Below are 21275 nucleotides of genomic sequence, written 5' to 3'. Positions count from 1 at the left end.
CATGCGGTGATGGGCGGTTACAGTCCGGAATTCGACGCGGGGCCGACCCCCCGCGGGCAGCGCACAGCCCCCTCCCGTGTCCCCCCGCACGGGCGGTTCCCCTCGCGCTTCGGGAGTGCCCCTTGGCCACGGTTGACACCGCACCCGCACAATCACCCGCCCCACCCCTCCAGCGGTCCAGCGCTTCCGCGGGGACATGTCTCCCACCCACCCAACCGCGCACCTCGCCCGCCGAGGCGCGTACCCCCCTGCCGGAGGCACGCACTCCTCCCCTGCAAGCCGTCTCGCCGGAGCCGCATCCCACGACCCTGATCGGCTCCGTGCAGCGGGCGATGCGCCTGCTGGAGGCCGTTGCCGCGCGCCAGCACGGGGCGCCCGCGAAGCAGCTCGCCCGGGAGGCCGGGCTCGCGCTGCCGACGGCCTACCACCTGCTGCGGACCCTGGTCCACGAGGGCTATCTGTGCCGTGACAAGGGGCTGTTCTTCCTCGGTGAGGCCGCCGAGCGGTTGAGCAGTAGCGGAGCGCAGCAGAAACGTCGCAGCACGGTGAGCGAGACGCTCGCCCAGTGGCGCGATTCGATCGGTGCGCCCGTGTACTACGCGGTCTACCGCGAGGGCGAGATCGAGGTCATGTGCGTCGCCGACACCCCAGGGAATCCGGCGGTGGAGGAGTGGGCGGACTTCCGGGAGACCGGACACGCCCATGCGATCGGTCAATGCCTGCTGTCCCAGCTCGACGAGAAGGCCCGCCGGGATCATCTCGACCGCTACCCCGTGCAGTCGATCACTCCCTATACGGTGCGTGACAACGTCAGTCTGCTGCGGCGGCTGGAGCGGACGGGGCGGATGGAGCCCGTCATCGAGCGCCAGGAATATGCCCTGGGCACGGTCTGTGCGGCCCTTCCCATCACGGTCGGCACAACTGCCGCCGCAATGGCCTTTTCTCTCCCTCTTCATCAGGCCGATCGACTGCTGCCCGCAGCGCACCAATTGCAAGGTGAGATCGGCAGACTACTGGGGACACTCGCGATCTCTATCAGCATCTGAAAACTCACTCCTTGTGATCTCTTGTGCACGTTGAGCAATATTTCAGCAGAGTCAGGGGGATGATTCCTGGCCGGTCGACGGCAAAACGACGGGGTAGGCGATGCGCGAGTCGGTACAGGCAGAGGTCATGATGAGCTTCCTCGTTTCGGAGGAGCTCTCTTTCCGCATTCCGGTGGAGCTGCGATACGAGACCTGTGATCCCTACGCCGTGCGGCTGACCTTCCACTTGCCCGGCGACGCCCCCGTGACCTGGGCGTTCGGGCGGGAGTTGCTGATCGACGGCGTGGGACGGCCGTGCGGTGACGGGGATGTGCACATCGCGCCCGCCGACCCGGAGGCGTTCGGTGAGGTGCTGATCCGGCTCCAGGTGGGTGGCGACCACGCGCTGTTCCGGTCCGGGGCGGCGCCGCTCGTGGCCTTCCTCGACCGCACGGACAAGCTGGTGCCACTGGGACAGGAGCGTTCTCTCGCGGACTTCGACGCCCATCTCGACGAGGCGCTGGACCGCATCCTGGCGGAGGAGCAGAGCGCGGGCTGAAGCCCCCAGCACCCCCCAAGCGGAGTGCGCCTCCTCACCGGTGACGCGGGCGTGAGGAGGCTTCAGCGCTTACGGCGACGGCCCTTCCCGCCGCGTGCCGGCGCCCTGCTCTCGACCGGCTCCGTGGCGGCGGCCGGGACTGCCGGACGGTCCGCGGAGACCACCAGGGCGGCCAGCAGTGTGGTCACCGGCACCGAGGCGACCAGGCCGATCGAGCCGACCAGGGTGCGCACGATCTCTTCGGCGACCAGTTCGCTGTTGGCGACCGTGCCCACACTGCTCTGCGCGATCGAGAAGAGCAGCAGCAGGGGAAGCGCGGCACCCGCGTACGCCAGGACGAGCGTGTTGACGACCGATGCGATGTGGTCACGGCCGATCCGGATGCCCGCGCGGTACAGTTCGCGCCAGCCCATCGTCGGACTGGCCTCGTGCAGCTCCCAGACCGCCGAGGTCTGCGTCACCGTCACATCGTCGAGCACACCGAGCGAACCGATGATGACGCCCGCGAGCAGCAGACCGCTCATGTCGATGGACGGATACAGGCCGTGGATCAGACCGGTGTTGTCGTCCGTGTTGCCGGTCAGTGCCGCCCAGCCGATGAACTCCGAGCCGAGGATGCCGATCAGCACCAGGGAGAGCAGGGTGCCGAGCACCGCCACCGACGTACGGGCCGAGAGGCCGTGGCACATGTAGAGCGCGATCAGCATGATGGCGCTCGCCCCGACCACGGCCACGACCAGCGGATTCGAGCCCTGCAGGATCGCGGGCAGGATGAAGAAGGTCAGGATCAGAAAGCTGATGGCCAGTGCGACCAGCGCCATGACACCGCGCATCCGGCCCACCACCACGACGGCCAGCGCGAAGATCCCGGCGAGCAGCGCCATCGGGAACTTCCGGTTCACGTCGGTAACCGAGTACTGCAGGTCCCTGGGCGCGGAGGGCTCGTACGCGGCCACGACCTTCTCGCCCTCGTGCAACTGCCGTGACTGGTCGGGCTGGATGATTTCCGTGAACGTACGGCCCTTGTCCTTGCCGGTGTCGATCCGGATCGTCGCCTTTTTGCAGTCGCCCGTCGCCTGTTGCTGCGCGGAGGAGCCCTCGGCGGTGGACGTGTCGCCGGTCGGGGTCTCCCCCGACGCGTTCACGGACTTGCAGCTGACCTTGTCGACCTTGGTGACCGTGGCCTGGTGGGTCTGCCGGTCGAAGCCGACGCCAGTGCGCTCGTGGGAAGGGGCGCCACCGGGCCAGAGCACCGCGAGACCCACAACGACCGCGGCGGCGAAGGGGATCAGGATGGCCGCGATGACCTTGCGCAGATGTTTGGACACGGGCGCGGCGGGCCCATGGCTGTGACTGTGCGAGTGCCCAGACCCGTGCCCGTCCCCAGACCCGTGCCCGTCTCCACGGCCGTGCCCATTCCCCGGCCCAGGTCCCTTCCCAGACCCGTCCCCAGACCCGGACCCGTGTCCGTGTCCGTCCCCGGGCCCGTGCCCGTGTCCCTCACCCGGTCCGTGCCCATGCCCGCCTCCTGGACCGGGGCCGGGGCCACCGCCCGGCCCGCGTCCGCGGCCGTCTCCGGAGCCAGGTCCATAGCCGTCTCCGGGACCGCGTCGGCGCGGCGGCTCGGACGGCGGGAACGGGGGCTGCTGCGTTGTGGTCACCGACCGATCATCGCAAGAACGGCGAGGGCCCTCTGTTCACCGCGCCAGATATGACGCTAGCGTGGAGTCACCTTTGCACACGCGGGAGCTCGGAGCACCGGGCTGAGAGGGCGCTGACCTCCGTCTTAGCGATGTTTCACGTGGAACGAGTGATGTTTCACAAGGGACGTCGGCAGACGGAATCCGCTGCGTCGACCGCCGAACCTGTTACCGGGTAATGCCGGCGTAGGGAGTAGGTCTCATGACCAACAAGGACGTACGCACGCCTGCCTCCAGCCAGATGGGCGGGGTGCCTGCCGCGCCCGAGGGCGAACAGCCTCGGGAGGCCGGGAAGTCCATCGGCTGGCACAAGGGATACATCGGGGGTTCGCGCCCCGATCTGCGGGTGCCGGTCCGTCAAGTGCACCTCACCAACGGGCAGTCCATCACGCTGTACGACACCTCCGGCCCGTACACCGATCCGATCGTCGACACCGACGTACGCAGGGGCCTCGCGCCACTGCGCGAGAACTGGATCATCGCCCGCGGTGACACCGAGGAGTACGCGGGCCGTCCCGTCCGTCCCGAGGACGACGGAATCAAGCACACCTCGCCGCGCGGGGGCCTGCGCAACCTCGACGCGGTCTTCCCGGGGCGGCCGCGCCAGCCGCGTCGAGGCCGTCCCGGAGAGGCGGTCACACAGCTCGCGTACGCCCGGCGGGGCGAGATCACGCCCGAGATGGAGTTCGTGGCGGTCCGCGAGAACGTCGACCCCGAGGTCGTACGCGAGGAGATCGCCGCCGGTCGCGCGGTGCTGCCCGCGAACGTCAACCACCCGGAGATCGAGCCGATGATCATCGGCAAGCGGTTCCTGGTGAAGGTCAACGCCAACATCGGCAACTCCGCCGTCACCTCCTCCATCGAGGAGGAGGTCGAGAAGATGACCTGGGCGACCCGCTGGGGCGCGGACACGGTCATGGACCTGTCCACCGGTCGCAATATCCACACCACGCGGGAATGGGTCCTGCGCAACTCCCCCGTCCCCATCGGCACGGTGCCGCTCTACCAGGCTCTGGAGAAGGTGGACGGCCGCGCCGAGGAGCTGACCTGGGAGATCTACAAGGACACGGTCATCGAGCAGGCCGAGCAGGGCGTGGACTACATGACCGTCCACGCGGGCGTGCGGCTGCCGTACGTGCCGCTCACCGCGAACCGCAAGACCGGCATCGTCTCGCGCGGCGGCTCGATCATGGCGGCCTGGTGCCTCGCGCACCACAAGGAATCGTTCCTCTACGAGAACTTCGAGGAACTCTGCGAGATCCTCGCGGCGTACGACGTCACGTACTCGCTCGGCGACGGGCTGCGGCCCGGGTCGATCGCGGACGCCAACGACGCGGCCCAGTTCGCGGAGTTGAGGACGCTCGGGGAACTCAACACGATCGCGAAGCGTTTTCATGTACAGACGATGATCGAGGGCCCGGGACATGTCCCGATGCACAAGATCAAGGAGAACATCGACCTTCAGCAGGAGATCTGTGATGAAGCTCCGTTCTATACGCTCGGCCCGCTGACGACGGACGTCGCGCCGGCGTACGACCACATCACCTCCGGCATCGGTGCCGCGATGATCGCATGGTGGGGCACGGCCATGCTCTGCTATGTCACGCCCAAGGAGCACTTGGGCCTGCCCAATCGTGACGACGTCAAGACCGGCGTCATCACCTACAAGATCGCCGCCCACGCAGCCGACCTCGCCAAGGGGCACCCAGGTGCGCAGGAATGGGACGACGCGCTGTCCGACGCCCGCTTCGAGTTCCGGTGGGAGGACCAGTTCAACCTGGCCCTCGACCCGGACACGGCACGGGAGTTCCACGACGAGACCCTGCCGGCCGAACCCGCCAAGACGGCGCACTTCTGCTCCATGTGCGGCCCGAAGTTCTGCTCGATGAAGATCAGCCAGAGCATCAACGAGCAGTTCGGCGGTACGGCGGCCGCGGGGGCGTCGGCTGAAGAGGTCGCCGAGGGGATGCTGCAGAAGTCCAGGGAGTTCGCCGCCGCGGGCAACCGGGTCTATCTGCCGCTCGCGGACTGAGCCGCACGCAAGCGCAGTCGTGCCCGGAGCCGTTCGCGGCGTACATCAGGCGCAACGAACGGCTCCCGGGCCGGGTTCTCTCGGCAGACTGGGCCCATGACATCGACATCCATGAGCAAGGGCGCCAACCTTCCCGTCGCCGCCGGGGCGGTGCGGGCCGTGCTCGGCTGGAGAGGAGGTGCCGGTGCGCCGGACGCGGATGCCTCGGCGTTGCTGCTCGGCCCGGGCGGACGCGTGCGGGACGACGGGGACTTCGTCTTCTACAACCAGCCGCAGCACGCCTCCGGCGCCGTACGGCATCTCGGTAAGCAGCGGGACGGCGCTGCCACGACGGACACCGTCGAGGTCGACCTGCGTGCCCTGGAACCGGAGATCGAGCGGGTCGTCCTGTGCGCCTCGGCCGATGGCGGCACCTTCGGCGGGCTGTCCGGACTGACGCTGCGGCTGCTCGATGCCGGGAACCAGCAGGAGATCGCGTGCTTCGAGATGGAGGCCACGACGGAGACGGCGTTCATCGGGGGCGAGCTGTATCTGCGGGGAGGTCGGTGGAAGTTCCGGGCGGTCGGGCAGGGGTATGCGTCCGGGCTGGCGGGTCTCGCCAGCGACTTCGGTATCAGCGTGGAGTCCGACGGGGCCGGTGCGTCCGGGCCGGAGCCGGCGGTTTCGCCCGAGGGCACAGCGGCGGTCTCGCCCGTGCTCCCGCCGACTGGCTCGCGGACGGCCGCTTCCAGCGCTGCGGGCGCCCCGCCGGCACCCCCGGCACCCCCGGTGTCCCCGGCTTCCTCCCCGCGTCTCAGCAAGGGCGAGGAACGGTTGCCCGTGGACATGCGCAAGCGGCTCTCGTTGCGCAAGGAGCAGGTGGCGGTCAGCCTGCGGAAGCACGGTGCGGAGGGGGTCGCGGCGCGCGTCGTGTTGATCCTCGACGCCTCCGGTTCCATGTCGTTCCTGTACTCGAAGGGCGTCGTGGCCGACGTGGTGGAGCGGATGGCCGCGGTGGCGGCGCAGTTGGACGACGACGGGGTGATGCAGGCGTGGACGTTCGCCTCCCATGCCGCCCGGCTGCCGGACCTGAGTCTGGGCGAGCTGCCCGAGTGGCTGGAGCTCCATGTCCGGGTCGGTGAGCTGAGCCTGTTCCGGCGGAGCAACAAGCCGCGGAAGGGCCTGCTGCCGGGGCAGGTGGACATGCGGTCGGTCGGTATCCAGAACGAGGAGCAGAAGGCGATCGCCGAGGTGCGTACGTATGTACGAGAGCACCCGGCTGTCGATCCCACCCTGGTGTTGTTCTTCTCCGACGGAGGTGTCTATCGGAACAAGGCGATCGAGCAGGAGCTGAGGGCCGCGGTGGAGGAACCGATCTTCTGGCAGTTCGTGGGCCTGGGGCGGTCGAACTACGGCGTGCTGGAGCGGTTCGACACGCTGCCCGGTCGGCGCGTCGACAACGTGGGGTTCTTCGCGGTGGACGACATCAGTGTCGTACCGGATCCGGAGTTGTACGACCGGCTGCTTTCCCAGTTCCCGGCCTGGATGACGGCGGCCCGGGGGCTCGGCATCATCTGACGGGGCGCGCCGGGACCGTACGAGCGGCCCGAGCGGGGCGGGCGCCGGTGAAGGGGCGGGCAGCGGCAAAAGGGCCCGCGCCGTATCGGCGCAGGCCCCTCGTTCCCGTCACCCCGGTGTCGGCCCGCCGGGTGTCACTCCGGCTGGTGCTCGGGCCCCCCGAAGTCCGGGCTGGTGAAGTCCGGGCTGGTGAAGCTCGGGCGCGGACCCGCCGCGGGTCCGCCGTCGGGGCTGCTGAAACCCGGCCGGTCGTAGCCGAGGTGCGGCATGCGGCCGGTGGTCGGTGTCGGTGACGGACGCGTCAGTGCCGCCGTGGCCGGATCGGCGAGGGCCTCCCGGAGGAACGGCATGATGCCGCGCTCCAGCAGGGCCTCGCGCCAGGCTTCCCTGGCCCGGGCCACCTCCGCGTCGAGCTCGCCGGGCGCTCCGGCCTGGAGCGAGGACGAGCCGTTGCGCAGAGCGGTGAGCAGCAGACCGACCGCGGCGACCAGGATCGCGGCCGCCGTGACCGCGCCGAAGACCCACCCGGTGGTCAGCAGGGTCTGGGCGAACGCCAGCTCGGGGGTGAGGACCTTCAGGATGAATCCCACGAGCAGGAAGATCGCCGCGGCTGTTCCGGCGAGGACGGGCGCGAGCACCGCGACGACGGCGATCGCGCCGGCTCCGGCGGTCTCGGTGACCTCCCCCATGGTGGCGGCGAGCCCCATCGCGGTCGCGCCGGGCTCCACGGGGCCGGCGCCTTCGCTCACGGTTGGGGTGGACGGCGCCGGGCGGCGCAGTTCCTCGCGGACCTTCACGTAGTGCGCGTACTCGGTCGCCGCGGCCGCCGTGATGAGTGCGGTGGCGTTGAGCGCCATGGTGCGCAGCTGTTCGGTGTTGAGCCGCCGGCCGACAGCGGCGAGTTCCGGGCGGTGTGGGGCGGAGCGCAGCGCCTCATCGAGGATCCGCTCGTATTCCTGGCGGTCCTCGCTCAGCAGGTGCTGCGGAACGCTGTTCATGTGCATCCCCCGATGCTCCGTAGGGCTGGTGGCTCGCACGCTGACGAGCCGTCGGGCAGAAACGGAGGGGAGCCTGCTACGGATAAGCCGATGGTAGAGCGGTGACGGCACGCCGTGACAGGGGGTTTCCAGAAATTGCCCCCTGGCCAGCGCTGTCCTTCGTGGGGGATGCCTGCCCGAAGAACCCTCAGCTATCCAGGGGCAGTTGCTGGACCAGCAGTTTTCCGGCCATGGTCACTCCGCCGTCCATCGCGATGGCCAGTCCGTCGGCGTAAAGATGTGGTCCCTCCACCACGGGGCCCGCGGCGTCCTCGCCGTCCTCCGAGCCGACCTCGCCCAGGAGGTACGGGATGGGGCTGTGGCCATGGACGACACGGGTGCCGCCGTAGGTGTCCAGCAGGGACAGCGCCGCCTCGGCGCCGCCTTCGTCGCGGAAGGCGAAGCGTCTGGTGAACTTCCGGAAGAGGTCCCAGCACTCGTCCGCGTCGTTGCGCGTGAGGGTTTCGCGGATGGTGTCGTTGACCGCCTCGATCGAGTCGCCGTAGTCGAGGTAGGCGGTGGTGTCGGAGTGCACGAGGAGGTGCCCGTCGACCTGCTCCATGGCGTCCAGGCGGGCCATCCACTGCAGGTGGTGGTCCTGGAGGCGGTCCATGTCGGTCTTCTGGCCGCCGTTGAGCAGCCACGCGGCCTGGAAGGTGGCGGTGCCCGCGCCGGAGTTGACGGGGGTGTCGCCGAACCGCTTGGCGCCGAGCAGCAGCAGCTCGTGGTTGCCCATGAGCGCCTTGCAGTAGCCGCCGACCGCGGCCGCCTCGGCGGACAGCCGCATCACGAGGTCGATCACGCCGATGCCGTCGGGGCCGCGGTCGGTGAAGTCGCCGAGGAACCACAGGCGCGCGGTCCCGGCGGACCAGTTGCCCGCGGCGTCGAGGAGGCCCTGCTCCTGGAGCGCGGCGACCAGCTGGTCCAGGTAGCCGTGCACGTCGCCCACGACGTACAGCGGACCCGGTCCGTCGGCGGGCTGGGGGGCCGCCACGGCGGCGGGGTCCATGACGACCTGCACCGTGTCGCCCCGGTTGATGACGGGCAGGTCACGCCGGGTGGGCGTGTAGCCCTCGGGCTCCTCGCCGGCTCCGGCCGACTCGCCGGGAGCTGCGCTCGGCGGGTACGGACCGGTCTCGTGGATGTACGCGGGCACCCGGAAGTCGCGCAACGTCTCCGTCCGCACCGCCTCGGGTCCCTGACCGGCCCCCTGAGTCATCGACCCCTCCACCACCATCGCGCCGCATCTGCACCGGATCGGACTGCCTGGTCGCAGCGGCCCGCGGTGTCGTGGGCCCATCATAGGAATGCGGATCGCGCCATGTGATGACCCAGGGGTGGTGAATCGGAGCAGGAGCCCTGTTCGCCACGGTTTTCGCCCGAAATGGGCGGGGCTTTCCCTGGTGGATGCCCCGCCGCCGATAGGACGGACGTCAACCTCAGCGTACGCCGAGCCACTCCTCCCCGGGTGACCCGGACTACCCCTTCTCGGGTGACCGGGGCGGGCTGACCGTCGTACGGGGTGGACGCCGCTCGGAGGAGGTCCGCACGATCAGCTCCGTCGGTATGACCTGTTCGACCGGTTGGTCGGTTTCCGCACCCTCGATGGCGTCGATGAGGAGCTGGACGACGGCGGTGCCGATGCGGCGAGGTTTGAGCGAGAGGGTGGTGATGGGCGGCTCGGTGCTGGCGTAGACGGTGGACTCGCTGCAGCAGACCAGCAGCAGGTCGTCCGGGACGCGCAGTCCGTAGCGGCGGGCCGCGGCCAGCAGATCGGTGCCGTTGGGGTCGAAGAGGCCGTAGACCGCGTCGGGGCGGTCGGGCCGGGCCAGCAGCCGGTCCGCGGCGACGGCGCCCGCACACGGGTCGTGGGCTGGGTAGGCCTCGTACACCGGATCCTGTCCGACCCGCTCGCACCAGTGCAGATATGCGGTGGTGGACAGGTGGGTATAGGTGTCGGTGGAGGTGCCGGTGAGGAGGCCGATGCGGCGGGCGCCGGCGTCGGCGAGGTGGTCGAGGATGTCCAGGACGGCGGCTTCGTGGTCGTTGTCGACCCAGGCGGTGACGGGCAGGGTGCCGGCGGGGCGGCCGTCGGAGACGACGGGTAAGCCCTGACGGACGAGTTCGCTGACCACGGGGTCCTGGTCGGAGGGGTCGATGACGACGGTTCCGTCGAGGGCGACGTTGGACCAGACGTCGTGGCGTGAGGTGGCGGGGAGGATGACCAGGGCGTAGCCGCGGGCGAGTGCGGCGGAGGTGGCGGCTCTGGCCATCTCGGCGAAGTAGGCGAATTCGGTGAAGGTGAAAGGTTCATCCCCGTAGGTGGTCACGGTCAGGCCGATGAGGCCGGACTTGCCGGTACGGAGGGTTCGGGCGGCGGCCGACGGGCGATAGCCCAGCCGGTCGGCGACTTCGCGGACGTGGCGTCGGGTGGCGTCCGGGAGCCGGCCCTTGCCGTTGAGGGCGTCGGAGACGGTTGTGATGGAGACGCCTGCGGCCGCGGCGACGTCTCTGATTCCCGCCCGGCCCGGTCGACCGCCTCGGCGGGTAGTCTCCGCCCGGCTCACCTGGTGCTTCCCTGCTGCTGTCATGGCGAGCCGATAGTAGGGCTCATGCGGTGGGGTAGTGCGGACGCATATGCACGCGTTGACAGGCACGTTTCTGCATGATCAACAATGCCCTACTCCCTTTGAAACCAAGTCAGTTAAACGATCCAATGGCAGTACGTGACGCGTCGGCGCGCATGGGCCTGCCAAGTGGGTCATGTTTCGAAGAGGTCTCAACTCACCTGCACGGGTGATGCGCGCCACGGCGTGAGCCACCAGCGCACAGCCTCGAAAGCAATGCGCCCCCCGATTCGTGCGCCTTCGTACGAGGATGACCGCGGAGTCCGCGCGGAGACGGTCGCCGGGGAGTATGACGATGATCACCAGGGTGTATGCGGCGGGTCGTCGGCCCGGGCCAGGGGCGTCGCATGGTTGTCCCCGGCCCATTCGCAGCGGCGCCGAATCCTCATAAGGTGAGAAGCATTGGTAGCCGGTGGTGGTCATGAGCCAGCGGTGGTCGCGAGGAGGACTGCGGTGAGCGAGACGAGCCCCAAGCTGCGTGCCGAGCTGGAGGGTATCCCCACCTACAAGCCGGGCAAGCCCGCCGCGGCCGGCGCGGTGGCGTACAAGCTGTCCTCCAACGAGAACCCCTACCCGCCGCTGCCCGGGGTGATGGAGAGCGTGACCGCCGCGGCCGGTACGTTCAACCGCTACCCGGACATGGCGTGCACGGGACTGATGAGCGAGCTGTCGGACCGCTTCGGGGTCCCCCTCTCGCACCTGGCGACCGGCACCGGTTCGGTCGGGGTGGCCCAGCAGCTGCTGCAGGCGACCAGCGGACCGGGCGACGAGGTGATCTACGCCTGGCGGTCCTTCGAGGCGTACCCGATCATCACGCAGATCAGCGGGGCGACCTCGGTACGGGTGCCGCTGACCTCGGACGAGGTGCACGACCTGGACGCCATGGCCGACGCGATCACCGACAAGACGCGGCTGATTTTCGTCTGCAACCCGAACAACCCGACCGGCACCGTGGTGCGCCGGGCCGAGCTGGAGCGATTCCTCGACCGGGTGCCTGACGATGTCCTGGTGGTCCTGGACGAGGCGTACCGCGAGTTCATCCGGGACGTCGAGGTGCCGGACGGCGTTTCGATCTACCGTGACCGTCCCAACGTCTGTGTGCTGCGCACCTTCTCCAAGGCGTACGGGCTCGCGGGCCTGCGGGTCGGTTTCGCGATCGCGCACGAGCCGGTGGCCGCGGCGCTGCGCAAGACGGCGGTGCCCTTCGGGGTGAGCCAGCTCGCGCAGGACGCGGCGGTCGCCTCGCTGCGCGCCGAGGACGAACTGCTCGGTCGGGTCGGCGCGCTGGTGTGCGAGCGCAACCGTGTGGTCGAGACGTTGCGCGGTCAGGGCTGGACGGTGCCCGAGACGCAGGCCAACTTCGTGTGGCTCAGGCTGGGGGAGCGCACGCTCGAATTCGCCGCCCACTGCGAGCAGGCCGGGGTCGTCGTGCGGCCCTTCGCCGGGGAAGGGGTGCGCGTGACGATCGGCGAGACCGAGGCGAACGACATCTTCCTCAAGACGACCGAGGGGTTCCGCAAGGAGCTCTGACGTCACATTCCCGCTGACAACCCCGCTGCTCCGGTGCCTCGCGGCGCCGGAGCGGCGGGGTTGTCGTCGTCGGTCCGGAGGGCACCGTGGTGCGGTCCGGAGGACACCTTGGTGTGTTCGAGACCTTCCGAGGGGTTGACGCAAAGGGGGACCCCCCTTCGAAGGTCGAAAGCCAGTGCGTCATAATTGCTTGTGAATGTGAACGCGTTCACAAGCGTGTCCCGATTGTCCCGTGATGTATGTAGCAAAAGGGGCAAACTGCCGCTGTAACCACGGCGGCGTAAGGAGACTGACGACGTGGAACTGGCTTTGGCACCGGAGACTCTGGCTCGGTGGCAGTTCGGCATCACCACCGTCTACCACTTCCTCTTCGTCCCTCTGACGATCTCGCTCGCCGCTCTCACGGCGATTCTGGAGACCGCCTGGGTGCGGACGGGCAAGGAGCACTACCTCAGGGCGACCAAGTTCTGGGGAAGGCTGTTCCTGATCAACATCGCCATGGGTGTCGTGACCGGCATCGTGCAGGAGTTCCAGTTCGGCATGAACTGGTCCGACTACTCGCGCTTCGTCGGTGACGTGTTCGGTGCCCCGCTTGCCTTCGAGGCCCTGATCGCCTTCTTCTTCGAGTCCACCTTCATCGGGCTGTGGATCTTCGGCTGGGACAAGCTGCCGAAGAAGGTGCACCTCGCCTGTATCTGGGTGGTCTCCATCGGCACGATCCTGTCGGCCTACTTCATCATGGCGGCCAACTCCTTCATGCAGCATCCGGTCGGCTACCGGCTGGTGAAGAAGGCGGACGGCACGATGCGCGCCGAGCTGACCGACTTCCCCAAGGTGCTCTTCCAGGAGACGGCGCTCGTCAACTTCTGGCATGTGATCAGCGCGTCCATCCTGGTCGGCGGCGCCTTCATGACCGGCATCGCCGTCTTCCACCTGCGCAAGAAGCGGCACGTGCGCACCATGCGGATGTCGCTGCGGCTCGGCCTGGTCACCGCGCTGGTCGGCACGCTCCTCACCGTCGTCAGCGCCGACACCCTCGGCAAGGTGATGTACGAGCAGCAGCCGATGAAGATGTCGGCCGCCGAGGCCCTGTGGGACTCGCAGCAGCCCGCGCCCTTCTCGCTCTTCGCGTATGGCGATGTCGCCAAGGGGCACAACACCGTCGCCATCGAGATCCCGGGGATACTCTCCTTCCTCGCCAAGAACGACTTCAACGCCAAGATCCCCGGCATCAACGACATCAACAAGTCCGAACAGGAGAAATTCGGGCCCGGTGACTACCGGCCCAACATCCCCACCGCCTACTGGGCGTACCGCTGGATGATCGGCTTCGGTGGGGTCTCGATGGCCCTGTGCACCGCCGGCCTCTGGCTGACCAGGCGGAAGTTCTGGCTGGCGCCGGAGCACCGCACCGGGGACGAGGACGTCCCGAAGCTCATGCTCACCAAAAACATGGAGCTGACGCCGAAGCTCGGCATCTGGTGGTGGCGGCTGTCCCAGTGGACGTTGATCTTCCCGCTCATCGGCATCTCCTGGGGCTGGATCTTCACCGAGACGGGGCGTCAGCCCTGGGTGGTGTACGGCCTGTTGAGGACCAGGGACGCGGTCTCGCCCGGGGTCTCCCAGGGGGAGGTGCTGACCTCGCTGATCGTGTTCACCCTCATCTACGCGATCCTCGCCGTCATCGAGGTGAAGCTGATGCTCAAGTACGTGAAGCAGGGTCCGCCGGAGCTCACCGAGGCCGACCTCAACCCGCCCACCAAGATCGGCGGCGACCCCCATGACGCCGACAAGCCGATGGCCTTCTCCTACTAGGCCCAGGGAGCTGCTGAGTCATGGAACTCCACGACGTCTGGTTCGTCATCATCGCGGTCCTGTGGACCGGCTACTTCTTCCTGGAGGGCTTCGACTTCGGGGTCGGCGTCCTCACCAAGCTGCTGGCCCGCGACCGCACCGAGAAGCGGGTCCTCATCAACACCATCGGACCCGTCTGGGACGGCAACGAGGTGTGGCTGCTCTCGGCGGGCGGCGCGACCTTCGCCGCCTTCCCGGAGTGGTACGCCACGCTCTTCTCCGGCTTCTATCTGCCGCTGCTGCTCATCCTGGTCTGCCTGATCGTGCGCGGAGTCGCCTTCGAGTACCGGGTGAAGCGGCCCGAGGAGAACTGGCAGCGCAACTGGGAGGCGGCGATCTTCTGGACCTCGCTCGTCCCCGCGTTCATGTGGGGCGTGGCCTTCGGCAACATCGTGCACGGAGTGAAGATCGACAAGAACTTCGAGTACGTGGGCAACTTCGGTGACCTGCTCAACCCGTACGCGCTCCTGGGCGGTCTGGTCACGCTGACGCTGTTCACCTTCCACGGGACCGTGTTCGTGGGGCTCAAGACCGTCGGGGACATACGAGAGCGGGCGCGCAAGCTGTCGCTCGGGGTCGGGCTGGTGGCCGCCGTGGTGGCACTCGTCTTCCTGATCTGGACCCAGGCCGACAACGGCGACGCGAAGTCCCTGGCCGCGTTGATCGTGGCCGTGGTCGCCCTCGTCGCCGCGATCGCGGTGGCCCAGACGGGCCGCGAGGGCTGGGCGTTCGCGCTGTCGGGGCTCACCATCGTGGCGGCCGTCGCGATGCTCTTCCTGACGCTCTTCCCGAACGTCATGCCGTCCTCGCTCAACCCGGACTGGAGCCTGACGGTCAGCAACGCCTCGTCGTCTCCTTACACCCTGAGGATCATGACCTGGTGCGCGGGAATCGCCACACCGATGGTCCTGCTCTACCAGTCGTGGACGTACTGGGTGTTCCGCAAGAGGATCGGTACGCATCACATCGCCGCGGATGCTGCGCACTGAGCCTGGCCTTATGGGCTGAATCCGACCTCATGGACCAAGTCCGACCCAAGGGCATGTTTCACGTGAAACATGCCGGATGAGCCAAGGGTGTGTTTCACGTGAAACCAATCGATCCGCGTCTGCTGCGGTACGCCCGCGCCACTCGCTTCTTCCTCATGGCGGTCGTGGGGCTGGGCGCGGCCGGGGCGGCGCTGGTCATTGCCCAGGCGATGCTCATCGCCGAAGTGGTCGTCGGCGCTTTCCAGCACGGTCACTCGGCTTCCGAACTCCGGACGCCCCTGGTCCTGCTGGTCGCGGTGGCCATCGGGCGAGCGGTTGTCTCCTGGCTCACCGAACTCGCCGCGCACCGGGCGAGTGCGGCGGTCAAGTCGGAGTTGCGGGGACGGTTGCTGGAGCGGGCCGCCGCGCTCGGCCCCGGATGGCTGAGCGGGCAGCGAACCGGGTCGCTCGTCGCCCTCGCCACGCGGGGAGTGGACGCCCTCGACGACTACTTCTCGCGCTATCTCCCCCAGCTGGGACTCGCGGTCGTGGTGCCCGTGGCCGTGCTCGCGCGGATCGTCACCGAGGACTGGGTGTCGGCGGCGATCATCGTCGTCACCCTGCCGCTCATCCCCGTCTTCATGGCGCTGATCGGCTGGGCGACCCGGTCCCAGATGGACCGTCAGTGGCGACTGCTGTCCCGGCTCTCGGGGCACTTCCTGGATGTGGTCGCCGGTCTGCCCACGCTCAAGATCTTCGGGCGGGCCAAGGCGCAAGCCGAGTCGATCCGGCGGATCACCGGCGAGTACCGCCAGGCGACCATGCGGACGCTGCGGATCGCCTTCCTTTCGTCCTTCGCGCTGGAGCTGCTCGCCACGATCTCGGTCGCCCTGGTCGCGGTGACCATCGGGATGCGGCTCGTCCACGGCGACATGGATCTGTACGTCGGGCTCGTCATCCTCGTCCTCGCTCCCGAGGCGTATCTGCCACTGCGGCAGGTGGGGGCGCAGTACCACGCCGCCGCCGAGGGGCTCGCGGCGGCGGAGGAGATCTTCTCGGTGCTGGAGACCCCGGTGCCGCCCACCGGTTCGCTTCTCGCGCCGGAGGGGGAGATCGGCTTCGAGGGAGTGACGGTCCGGTATCCGGGACGCTCCGGGGACGCGGTCTCCGATGTCTCCTTCTCGGTCGGGCCCGGTGAGACGGTGGCCCTCGTCGGACCGAGCGGTGTGGGCAAGTCCACGCTGCTGAATGTGCTGCTGGGGTTCGTGGAGCCCGTCGCGGGGCGGGTGCGGATCGGAGGAGTCGATCTCGCCGAGGCCGATGTGGAGGAATGGCGGTCCCGGGTGGCATGGGTGCCCCAGCGGCCTCACCTTTACGCCGGTTCGATCGCCGAGAACGTACGGCTCGCCCGGCTCGACGCCGACGACGCGGCGGTGCGGCGGGCGCTGGCCGACGCGGGGGCGCTGGAGTTCGTGGACGCCCTGCCCGACGGGGTCGGGACGGTCCTCGGTGAGGACGGCAGCGGACTCTCCGCCGGGCAGCGTCAACGTCTCGCGCTGGCCCGGGCGTTTCTCGCGGACCGGCCCGTGCTGCTGCTCGACGAGCCGACGGCTTCGCTGGACGGGGCGACGGAGGCGGAGGTCGTGGCGGCGGTGCGCAGGCTCGCCGTCGGCCGGACGGTGCTGCTGGTGGTGCACCGGCCCGCGCTGCTGGAGGTGGCCGACCGGGTGGTGCGGCTCGAGGCCGCGGCGTCGGTCGTCGCGACCGGTACCGTCCACGGCGAGGGCACGAAGGAGCTCCCGACGGTCGAGACGGAGGGCGTGCCCGCGGCCACTACGGAAGAGGCCCACGCGGCCCCTCCGCGACGCGGAGGCGTACTTGCCCGGGTCCGCGCGACGGCCGGCCCCCGGAGCGGTCGTTTCGCGCTCGCCCTTCTCCTCGGGAGCCTCGCCCTCGGAAGTGCCGTCGGGCTGATGGCCACCTCCGGGTGGCTGATCTCGCGAGCGTCGCAGCAGCCGCCGGTGATGTATCTGATGCTGGCCGTGACCGCCACGCGGGCGTTCGGGATCGGCCGGGCCGTCTTCCGGTACGCGGAGCGGCTCGTGTCGCACGACGCGGTGCTGCGGATGCTGGCCGACACCCGGGTCGCCGTCTACCGACGTCTTGAGCGCCTGGCCCCCGCCGGACTGCGCACGGCCCGGCGGGGAGACCTGCTGTCGCGGCTCGTGGCCGATGTGGACGCCCTGCAGGACTACTGGCTGCGGTGGCTGCTGCCGGCCGGGGCAGCGCTCCTCGTGTCCGCCGCCTCCGTCGGCTTCACCGCCTGGCTGCTTCCCGAGGCCGGGGCCGCCCTCGCCGCCGGGTTGCTGGCGGCCGGGGTCGGTGTCCCGCTGCTGACCGGCGCCGTGGCGCGCCGCGCGGAGCACCGGCTGTCCCCCGCTCGCGGCGCCCTGGCGACCCGGGTGACCGACCTCCTCACCGGGACGGCCGAGTTGACGGTCGCGGGCGCGCTGCCCACCCGTACGGCCGAGGCACGACGGGCCGACACCGTGCTGACCCGCATCGCCTCCCGGGCCGCCACCGCGACCGCGCTCGGCGACGGGCTCACCGCACTGGCGACCGGACTGACCGTCGCGGCGACCGCCCTCGTGGGCGCCCAGGCGGTCGCAGGCGGGCGCCTGAGCGGCGTGGCGATGGCCGTGGTCGTCCTCACCCCGCTGGCGGCGTTCGAGGCCGTCCTGGGGCTGCCGCTCGCCGTCCAGTACCGGCAGCGGGTGCGCAGGAGCGCGGAGCGTGTGTACGAGGTGCTGGACGCCCCCGATCCCGTACGCGAACCGGAGGTCCCGCAGCCGGCGCCCGCGACACCGTTCCCGCTGCGCGTACGAGGGCTCAGGGCGCGCCATGCCGGACAGGACCGGGACGCGCTCGCCGGCCTCGACCTGACCCTCGAACAGGGCCGCAGGGTCGCCGTCGTCGGCCCCTCCGGCTCCGGCAAGACCACGCTCGCACAGGTGCTGCTGCGGTTCCTGGACGCGGAGGCGGGGACGTACACCTTGGGCGGCACGGACGCGTACGGGATGGACGGGGACGACGTGCGCCGACTGGTCGGGCTCTGCGCCCAGGACGCGCACCTCTTCGACAGCACGGTGCGCGAGAACCTCCTGCTGGCCCGGAAGAACGCCACCGAGGCCGAGCTGCGCGACGCGCTCGCGCGGGCCCGGCTCCTGGAGTGGGCGGACGGACTGCCCGACGGGCTCGACACACTGATCGGCGAGCACGGGGCGCGGCTGTCCGGTGGTCAGCGCCAGCGGCTGGCGCTCGCTCGCGCGCTGCTGGCGGACTTCCCCGTGCTCGTCCTCGACGAGCCCGCGGAACACCTCGACCTGCCGACGGCCGACGCGCTCACCGCGGACCTGCTGGCCGCGACCGAGGGCCGTACGACGCTGCTGATCACGCATCGGCTGGCCGGTCTCGCGGCGGTGGACGAGGTGATCGTGCTGGCGGCGGGACGGGTGGCCCAGCGGGGTGCGTACGCGGAGCTGTCGGTGGTGGAGGGGCCGTTGCGGGAGATGCTGGAGCGGGAGGCGGCGGGGGATCTGCTGGTCGGGGCGGCGGCGCGGTAGCGACTCCCCGGCAACGGTCCGACTTTCCGGCCCCAACGGTCCGACTTTCCGGTCCAAAGAGGACTAACTACTCTCGAGGCATGTCAGTGGTTCCCGCCTCCCCCCGCCCGGACGGCGGCTCGGACGTGCCGCGGCTGCTGGAGGCGGTGCGGTCGATCGGGTCGGGGCTGGAGCTGCATTCGACGCTGGACCGGATCTGCGAGAAGGCGGCCGAACTGGCGGACGCGCGCTACGCCGCCATCGGGGTCGTGGCGGAAGACGGTGAGGGACTCGCGGACTTCGTCTTCCACGGCGTCGACGAGGAGACCGCCCGGCGGATCGGGCGGCTGCCCGACGGACACAAGGGGCTGCTCGGGGCGCTCATCCACGACCCGGCGCCGGTACGGCTCGCGCGCCTGGACGAGGATGCGCGCGCGTGCGGATTCCCCGAGCACCATCCGGCGATGCGCAGTTTCCTGGGGGTTCCGATCCGGGTGCAGGGGGAGATCTTCGGGAATCTGTACCTGGCCGAGAAACGCGGCGGTGGCCCGTTCACCGACGACGACCTCAAGATGGTCCGCGTGCTGGCCGCGGAGGCGGGTATCGCGATCGGCAACGCCCGGCTGTACGAGGCCGCCCAGCAGCGCGAACGGTGGATCGACGGCTCGGTGGCCGTGACCCGGGCACTCCTGTCGGCCGACGACGCCGAGGACGCGCTCCAGGTCGTCGCGGAACAGGCCCGCAGGCTCTCCGGATCGGTGGCCGGGATCGTGCTGCTGCCCGCCGCGGAGGGCGGTCTGGAGATCAGCGCGGTCGCCAAGGACCGCCCGTCCCAGGTGCTGGGAGCCGTCGTCCCGCCGGAGAGCGAACTGGTCGCCGAACTCCTCGACGGAGAGGCCGTGTTCCTCGACGACGCGGCCACCGACCCGCGGATGGTCACCGACTTCGCCCGCGAGTACGGGCCGACGATGATGCTTCCCCTGCAGAGCGACGGCCGTCTCCTGGGAGCCCTCGTCACTCCCCGGGAACGGGGCGGGCGTCCTTTCACCGAGACCGAGCGCACCCTCGCCGCGCACTTCGCCTCGCAGGCCGCGCTCGCGCTGATGATGGCCGAGGCACAGCGCGACCGTGAGCGGCTCGCGGTCTACGAGGACCGTGACCGGATCGCCCGTGACCTGCACGATCTCGTCATCCAGCGGCTGTTCGCCACCGGGATGATGCTGGAGAGCGCACAGCGGAACTCAGCCGTGCCCGTGGTGCGGCAGGGCGTCGAAAAGGCGGTCGACGAACTCGACGTCACCATTCAGGAGATCCGCACCGCCGTCTTCGCGCTCCAACAGGGACCTGCCGAAGTGCCGTCCGGGCTGCGCACCCGGGTGCTGCGGGAGATCAACATGGCCGCCGTGCCGCTCGGCTTCAAGCCCACGCACCGCTTTGTCGGGCCCGTCGACACGGCGGTCGGTGAACTCACGGGCAAGAACCTCATCGCGGCCCTGCGCGAGGCGCTCTCCAACGCCTTCCGGCATGCAGGGGCCTCCCGCATCGACGTCGTCGTCGACGCGTCCGTCGTCCTGCCGGACGGTCGGCAGGGTGTCCGGCTGACCGTCGAGGACAACGGCGTCGGCATCCCCGAGGGCGGCCGGCGCAGCGGCCTGCGCAACCTCGGGCGGCGCGCCGAGTCGCTGGGCGGCGACAGCTGGTACGGACCGGGGCCCGGAGCCGACGGTGCCGGTACGACGGTGGTGTGGCAGGCGCCGCACGCTCCGCAGGCGGAGCCGCTTTAGAACCCCGGGCCGCTGTGGAACCGCCGCTCCTGCATGCCCAGCCGCTCCTACAACCGCTCGGCGAGGATCTTCTCGATGACGACCGCCACCCCGTCCTCGTTGTTGGCGACCGTGCGACCGGAGGCCGCGGCGATCACGGCGGGGTGCGCGTTGCCCATCGCGTACGACGTGCCCGCCCAGGTCAGCATCTCGACGTCGTTCGGCATGTCTCCGAAGGCGACGACCTCCTCGGGGGAGATGCCGCGCTCGGCGCAGCACAGTTCGAGCGTGCTGGCCTTGGAGACGCCGGGGCCGCTGATCTCCAGCAGGGCGCTGGGGCTGGAGCGGGTGATGGTGGCGCGGTCGCCGACGGCGCGACGGGCCACGGTGAGGAAGGCGTCGGGGTCGAGCTCGTGGTGGAAGGCGAGGATCTTGAGCACCGGTTCGCCGGCGCCGGGGGCGTCCGGGGCCAGGAGCCGCTCGGCGGGCGCGAGGGTGTCGGGGATCTCCATGTGCAGCTTGGGGTACGCGGGCTCCTGGTAGAAGCCGTACGTCTGCTCGACGGCGAACACGGTGCCCGGCGCGGCCTCCCGCAGCAGTCGTACGGCGTCGAGCGCGTTCTCCCGCGCCAGCTCCCGGACCTTGACGAACCGGTGGGCGCCGGGGCCGCCGTGCAGGTCGACCACGGCGGCGCCGTTGCCGCAGATCGCCAGGCCGTGGCCGTGGACGTGGTCGCTGACGACGTCCATCCAGCGGGCCGGGCGGCCGGTCACGAAGAAGACCTCGATGCCGGCCTCCTCGGCGGCGGCGAGGGCGGCGACCGTGCGCTCGGACACGGACTTGTCGTCGCGCAGGAGGGTGCCGTCGAGGTCCGTGGCGATCAGGCGCGGCGGAAGGGCGGCTGCCGGGGTCTCTGGCTGTCGGGTCGCTGAGGTCACCGGGCCATTCTCGCGCATATGCCCGCACGGCCGTGCGGGAGCCCGCACAGGTGAGTGGTTACCGCTCTCACCAGTACCGTTAC

At 69.8% G+C, this 21275-nt stretch carries 14 protein-coding genes; 9 read left to right on the top strand and 5 right to left on the bottom strand.

Annotation, left to right across the window (positions count from 1 at the left end):
• Positions 1 to 248: 248 nt before the first annotated feature.
• On the top strand, positions 249 to 1046 hold the full coding sequence (locus tag OG798_RS27400) for an IclR family transcriptional regulator (protein WP_257017308.1): 798 nt from the start codon (positions 249 to 251) through the stop codon (positions 1044 to 1046).
• A gap of 100 nt (positions 1047 to 1146) precedes the next feature.
• The gene (locus OG798_RS27395) at positions 1147 to 1584 is read left to right on the top strand and encodes an SsgA family sporulation/cell division regulator (protein ID WP_067376783.1); all 438 of its coding nucleotides are present in this window, start codon (positions 1147 to 1149) and stop codon (positions 1582 to 1584) included.
• A 62-nt stretch (positions 1585 to 1646) separates the two neighbouring features.
• Here OG798_RS27395 and OG798_RS27390 read toward each other — a convergent pair whose 3' ends face one another.
• The gene (locus OG798_RS27390; RefSeq protein ID WP_328757857.1) at positions 1647 to 3245 is read right to left on the bottom strand and encodes a YibE/F family protein; all 1599 of its coding nucleotides are present in this window, start codon (positions 3243 to 3245) and stop codon (positions 1647 to 1649) included.
• Between the two features lie 241 nt (positions 3246 to 3486).
• On the opposite strand from OG798_RS27390, the gene thiC reads away from it, so the two are divergent.
• Together thiC and OG798_RS27380 are read left to right on the top strand one after the other, a co-directional pair.
• Complete coding sequence (thiC, locus tag OG798_RS27385; protein ID WP_097225382.1) at positions 3487 to 5316, top strand: phosphomethylpyrimidine synthase ThiC; 1830 nt, start codon at positions 3487 to 3489, stop codon at positions 5314 to 5316.
• A 96-nt stretch (positions 5317 to 5412) separates the two neighbouring features.
• Entirely contained in the window at positions 5413 to 6873 is a 1461-nt protein-coding gene (locus OG798_RS27380) for a VWA domain-containing protein (protein ID WP_267062314.1), read from the top strand.
• Positions 6874 to 7007: 134 nt separating this feature from the next.
• On the opposite strand, the gene OG798_RS27375 is transcribed toward OG798_RS27380, so the two are convergent.
• The 3 genes from OG798_RS27375 to OG798_RS27365 form a co-directional block, all read right to left on the bottom strand.
• Positions 7008 to 7877, bottom strand: a complete 870-nt coding sequence (locus tag OG798_RS27375; protein ID WP_267062313.1) for a hypothetical protein — start codon at positions 7875 to 7877, stop codon at positions 7008 to 7010.
• Between the two features lie 181 nt (positions 7878 to 8058).
• On the bottom strand, positions 8059 to 9129 hold the full coding sequence (locus OG798_RS27370) for a metallophosphoesterase (RefSeq protein ID WP_323138736.1): 1071 nt from the start codon (positions 9127 to 9129) through the stop codon (positions 8059 to 8061).
• A 259-nt stretch (positions 9130 to 9388) separates the two neighbouring features.
• A complete protein-coding gene (locus OG798_RS27365) occupies positions 9389 to 10501 on the bottom strand; it encodes a LacI family DNA-binding transcriptional regulator (RefSeq protein ID WP_067376804.1) in 1113 nt (370 codons plus the stop codon).
• Positions 10502 to 10990: 489 nt separating this feature from the next.
• Here OG798_RS27365 and hisC point away from each other — a divergent pair, with 489 nt between their 5' ends.
• The 5 genes from hisC (at position 10991) to OG798_RS27340 (ending at position 20275) form a co-directional block, all read left to right on the top strand.
• Positions 10991 to 12067 (top strand): histidinol-phosphate transaminase, encoded by a 1077-nt coding sequence (hisC, locus tag OG798_RS27360; RefSeq protein ID WP_095853722.1) that lies wholly within the window; start codon positions 10991 to 10993, stop codon positions 12065 to 12067.
• A gap of 297 nt (positions 12068 to 12364) precedes the next feature.
• Positions 12365 to 13882, top strand: a complete 1518-nt coding sequence (locus OG798_RS27355) for a cytochrome ubiquinol oxidase subunit I (RefSeq protein ID WP_328757855.1) — start codon at positions 12365 to 12367, stop codon at positions 13880 to 13882.
• A 20-nt stretch (positions 13883 to 13902) separates the two neighbouring features.
• The gene (gene cydB / locus OG798_RS27350) at positions 13903 to 14910 is read left to right on the top strand and encodes a cytochrome d ubiquinol oxidase subunit II (RefSeq protein ID WP_095853724.1); all 1008 of its coding nucleotides are present in this window, start codon (positions 13903 to 13905) and stop codon (positions 14908 to 14910) included.
• 98 nt (positions 14911 to 15008) lie between these two features.
• Positions 15009 to 18512 (top strand): thiol reductant ABC exporter subunit CydD, encoded by a 3504-nt coding sequence (gene cydD, locus OG798_RS27345; RefSeq protein WP_267062311.1) that lies wholly within the window; start codon positions 15009 to 15011, stop codon positions 18510 to 18512.
• An 80-nt stretch (positions 18513 to 18592) separates the two neighbouring features.
• Positions 18593 to 20275, top strand: a complete 1683-nt coding sequence (locus OG798_RS27340) for a sensor histidine kinase (protein WP_267062310.1) — start codon at positions 18593 to 18595, stop codon at positions 20273 to 20275.
• Between the two features lie 47 nt (positions 20276 to 20322).
• Here OG798_RS27340 and OG798_RS27335 read toward each other — a convergent pair whose 3' ends face one another.
• Entirely contained in the window at positions 20323 to 21210 is an 888-nt protein-coding gene (locus OG798_RS27335) for a Cof-type HAD-IIB family hydrolase (RefSeq protein ID WP_179436510.1), read from the bottom strand.
• Positions 21211 to 21275: the final 65 nt, after the last annotated feature.

The sequence above is a fragment of the Streptomyces sp. NBC_00271 genome (assembly GCF_036178845.1).
In the GTDB taxonomy this organism is placed as follows: Bacteria; Actinomycetota; Actinomycetes; order Streptomycetales; family Streptomycetaceae; genus Streptomyces.
This window is presented reverse-complemented; position numbering and strand designations above follow the sequence as displayed.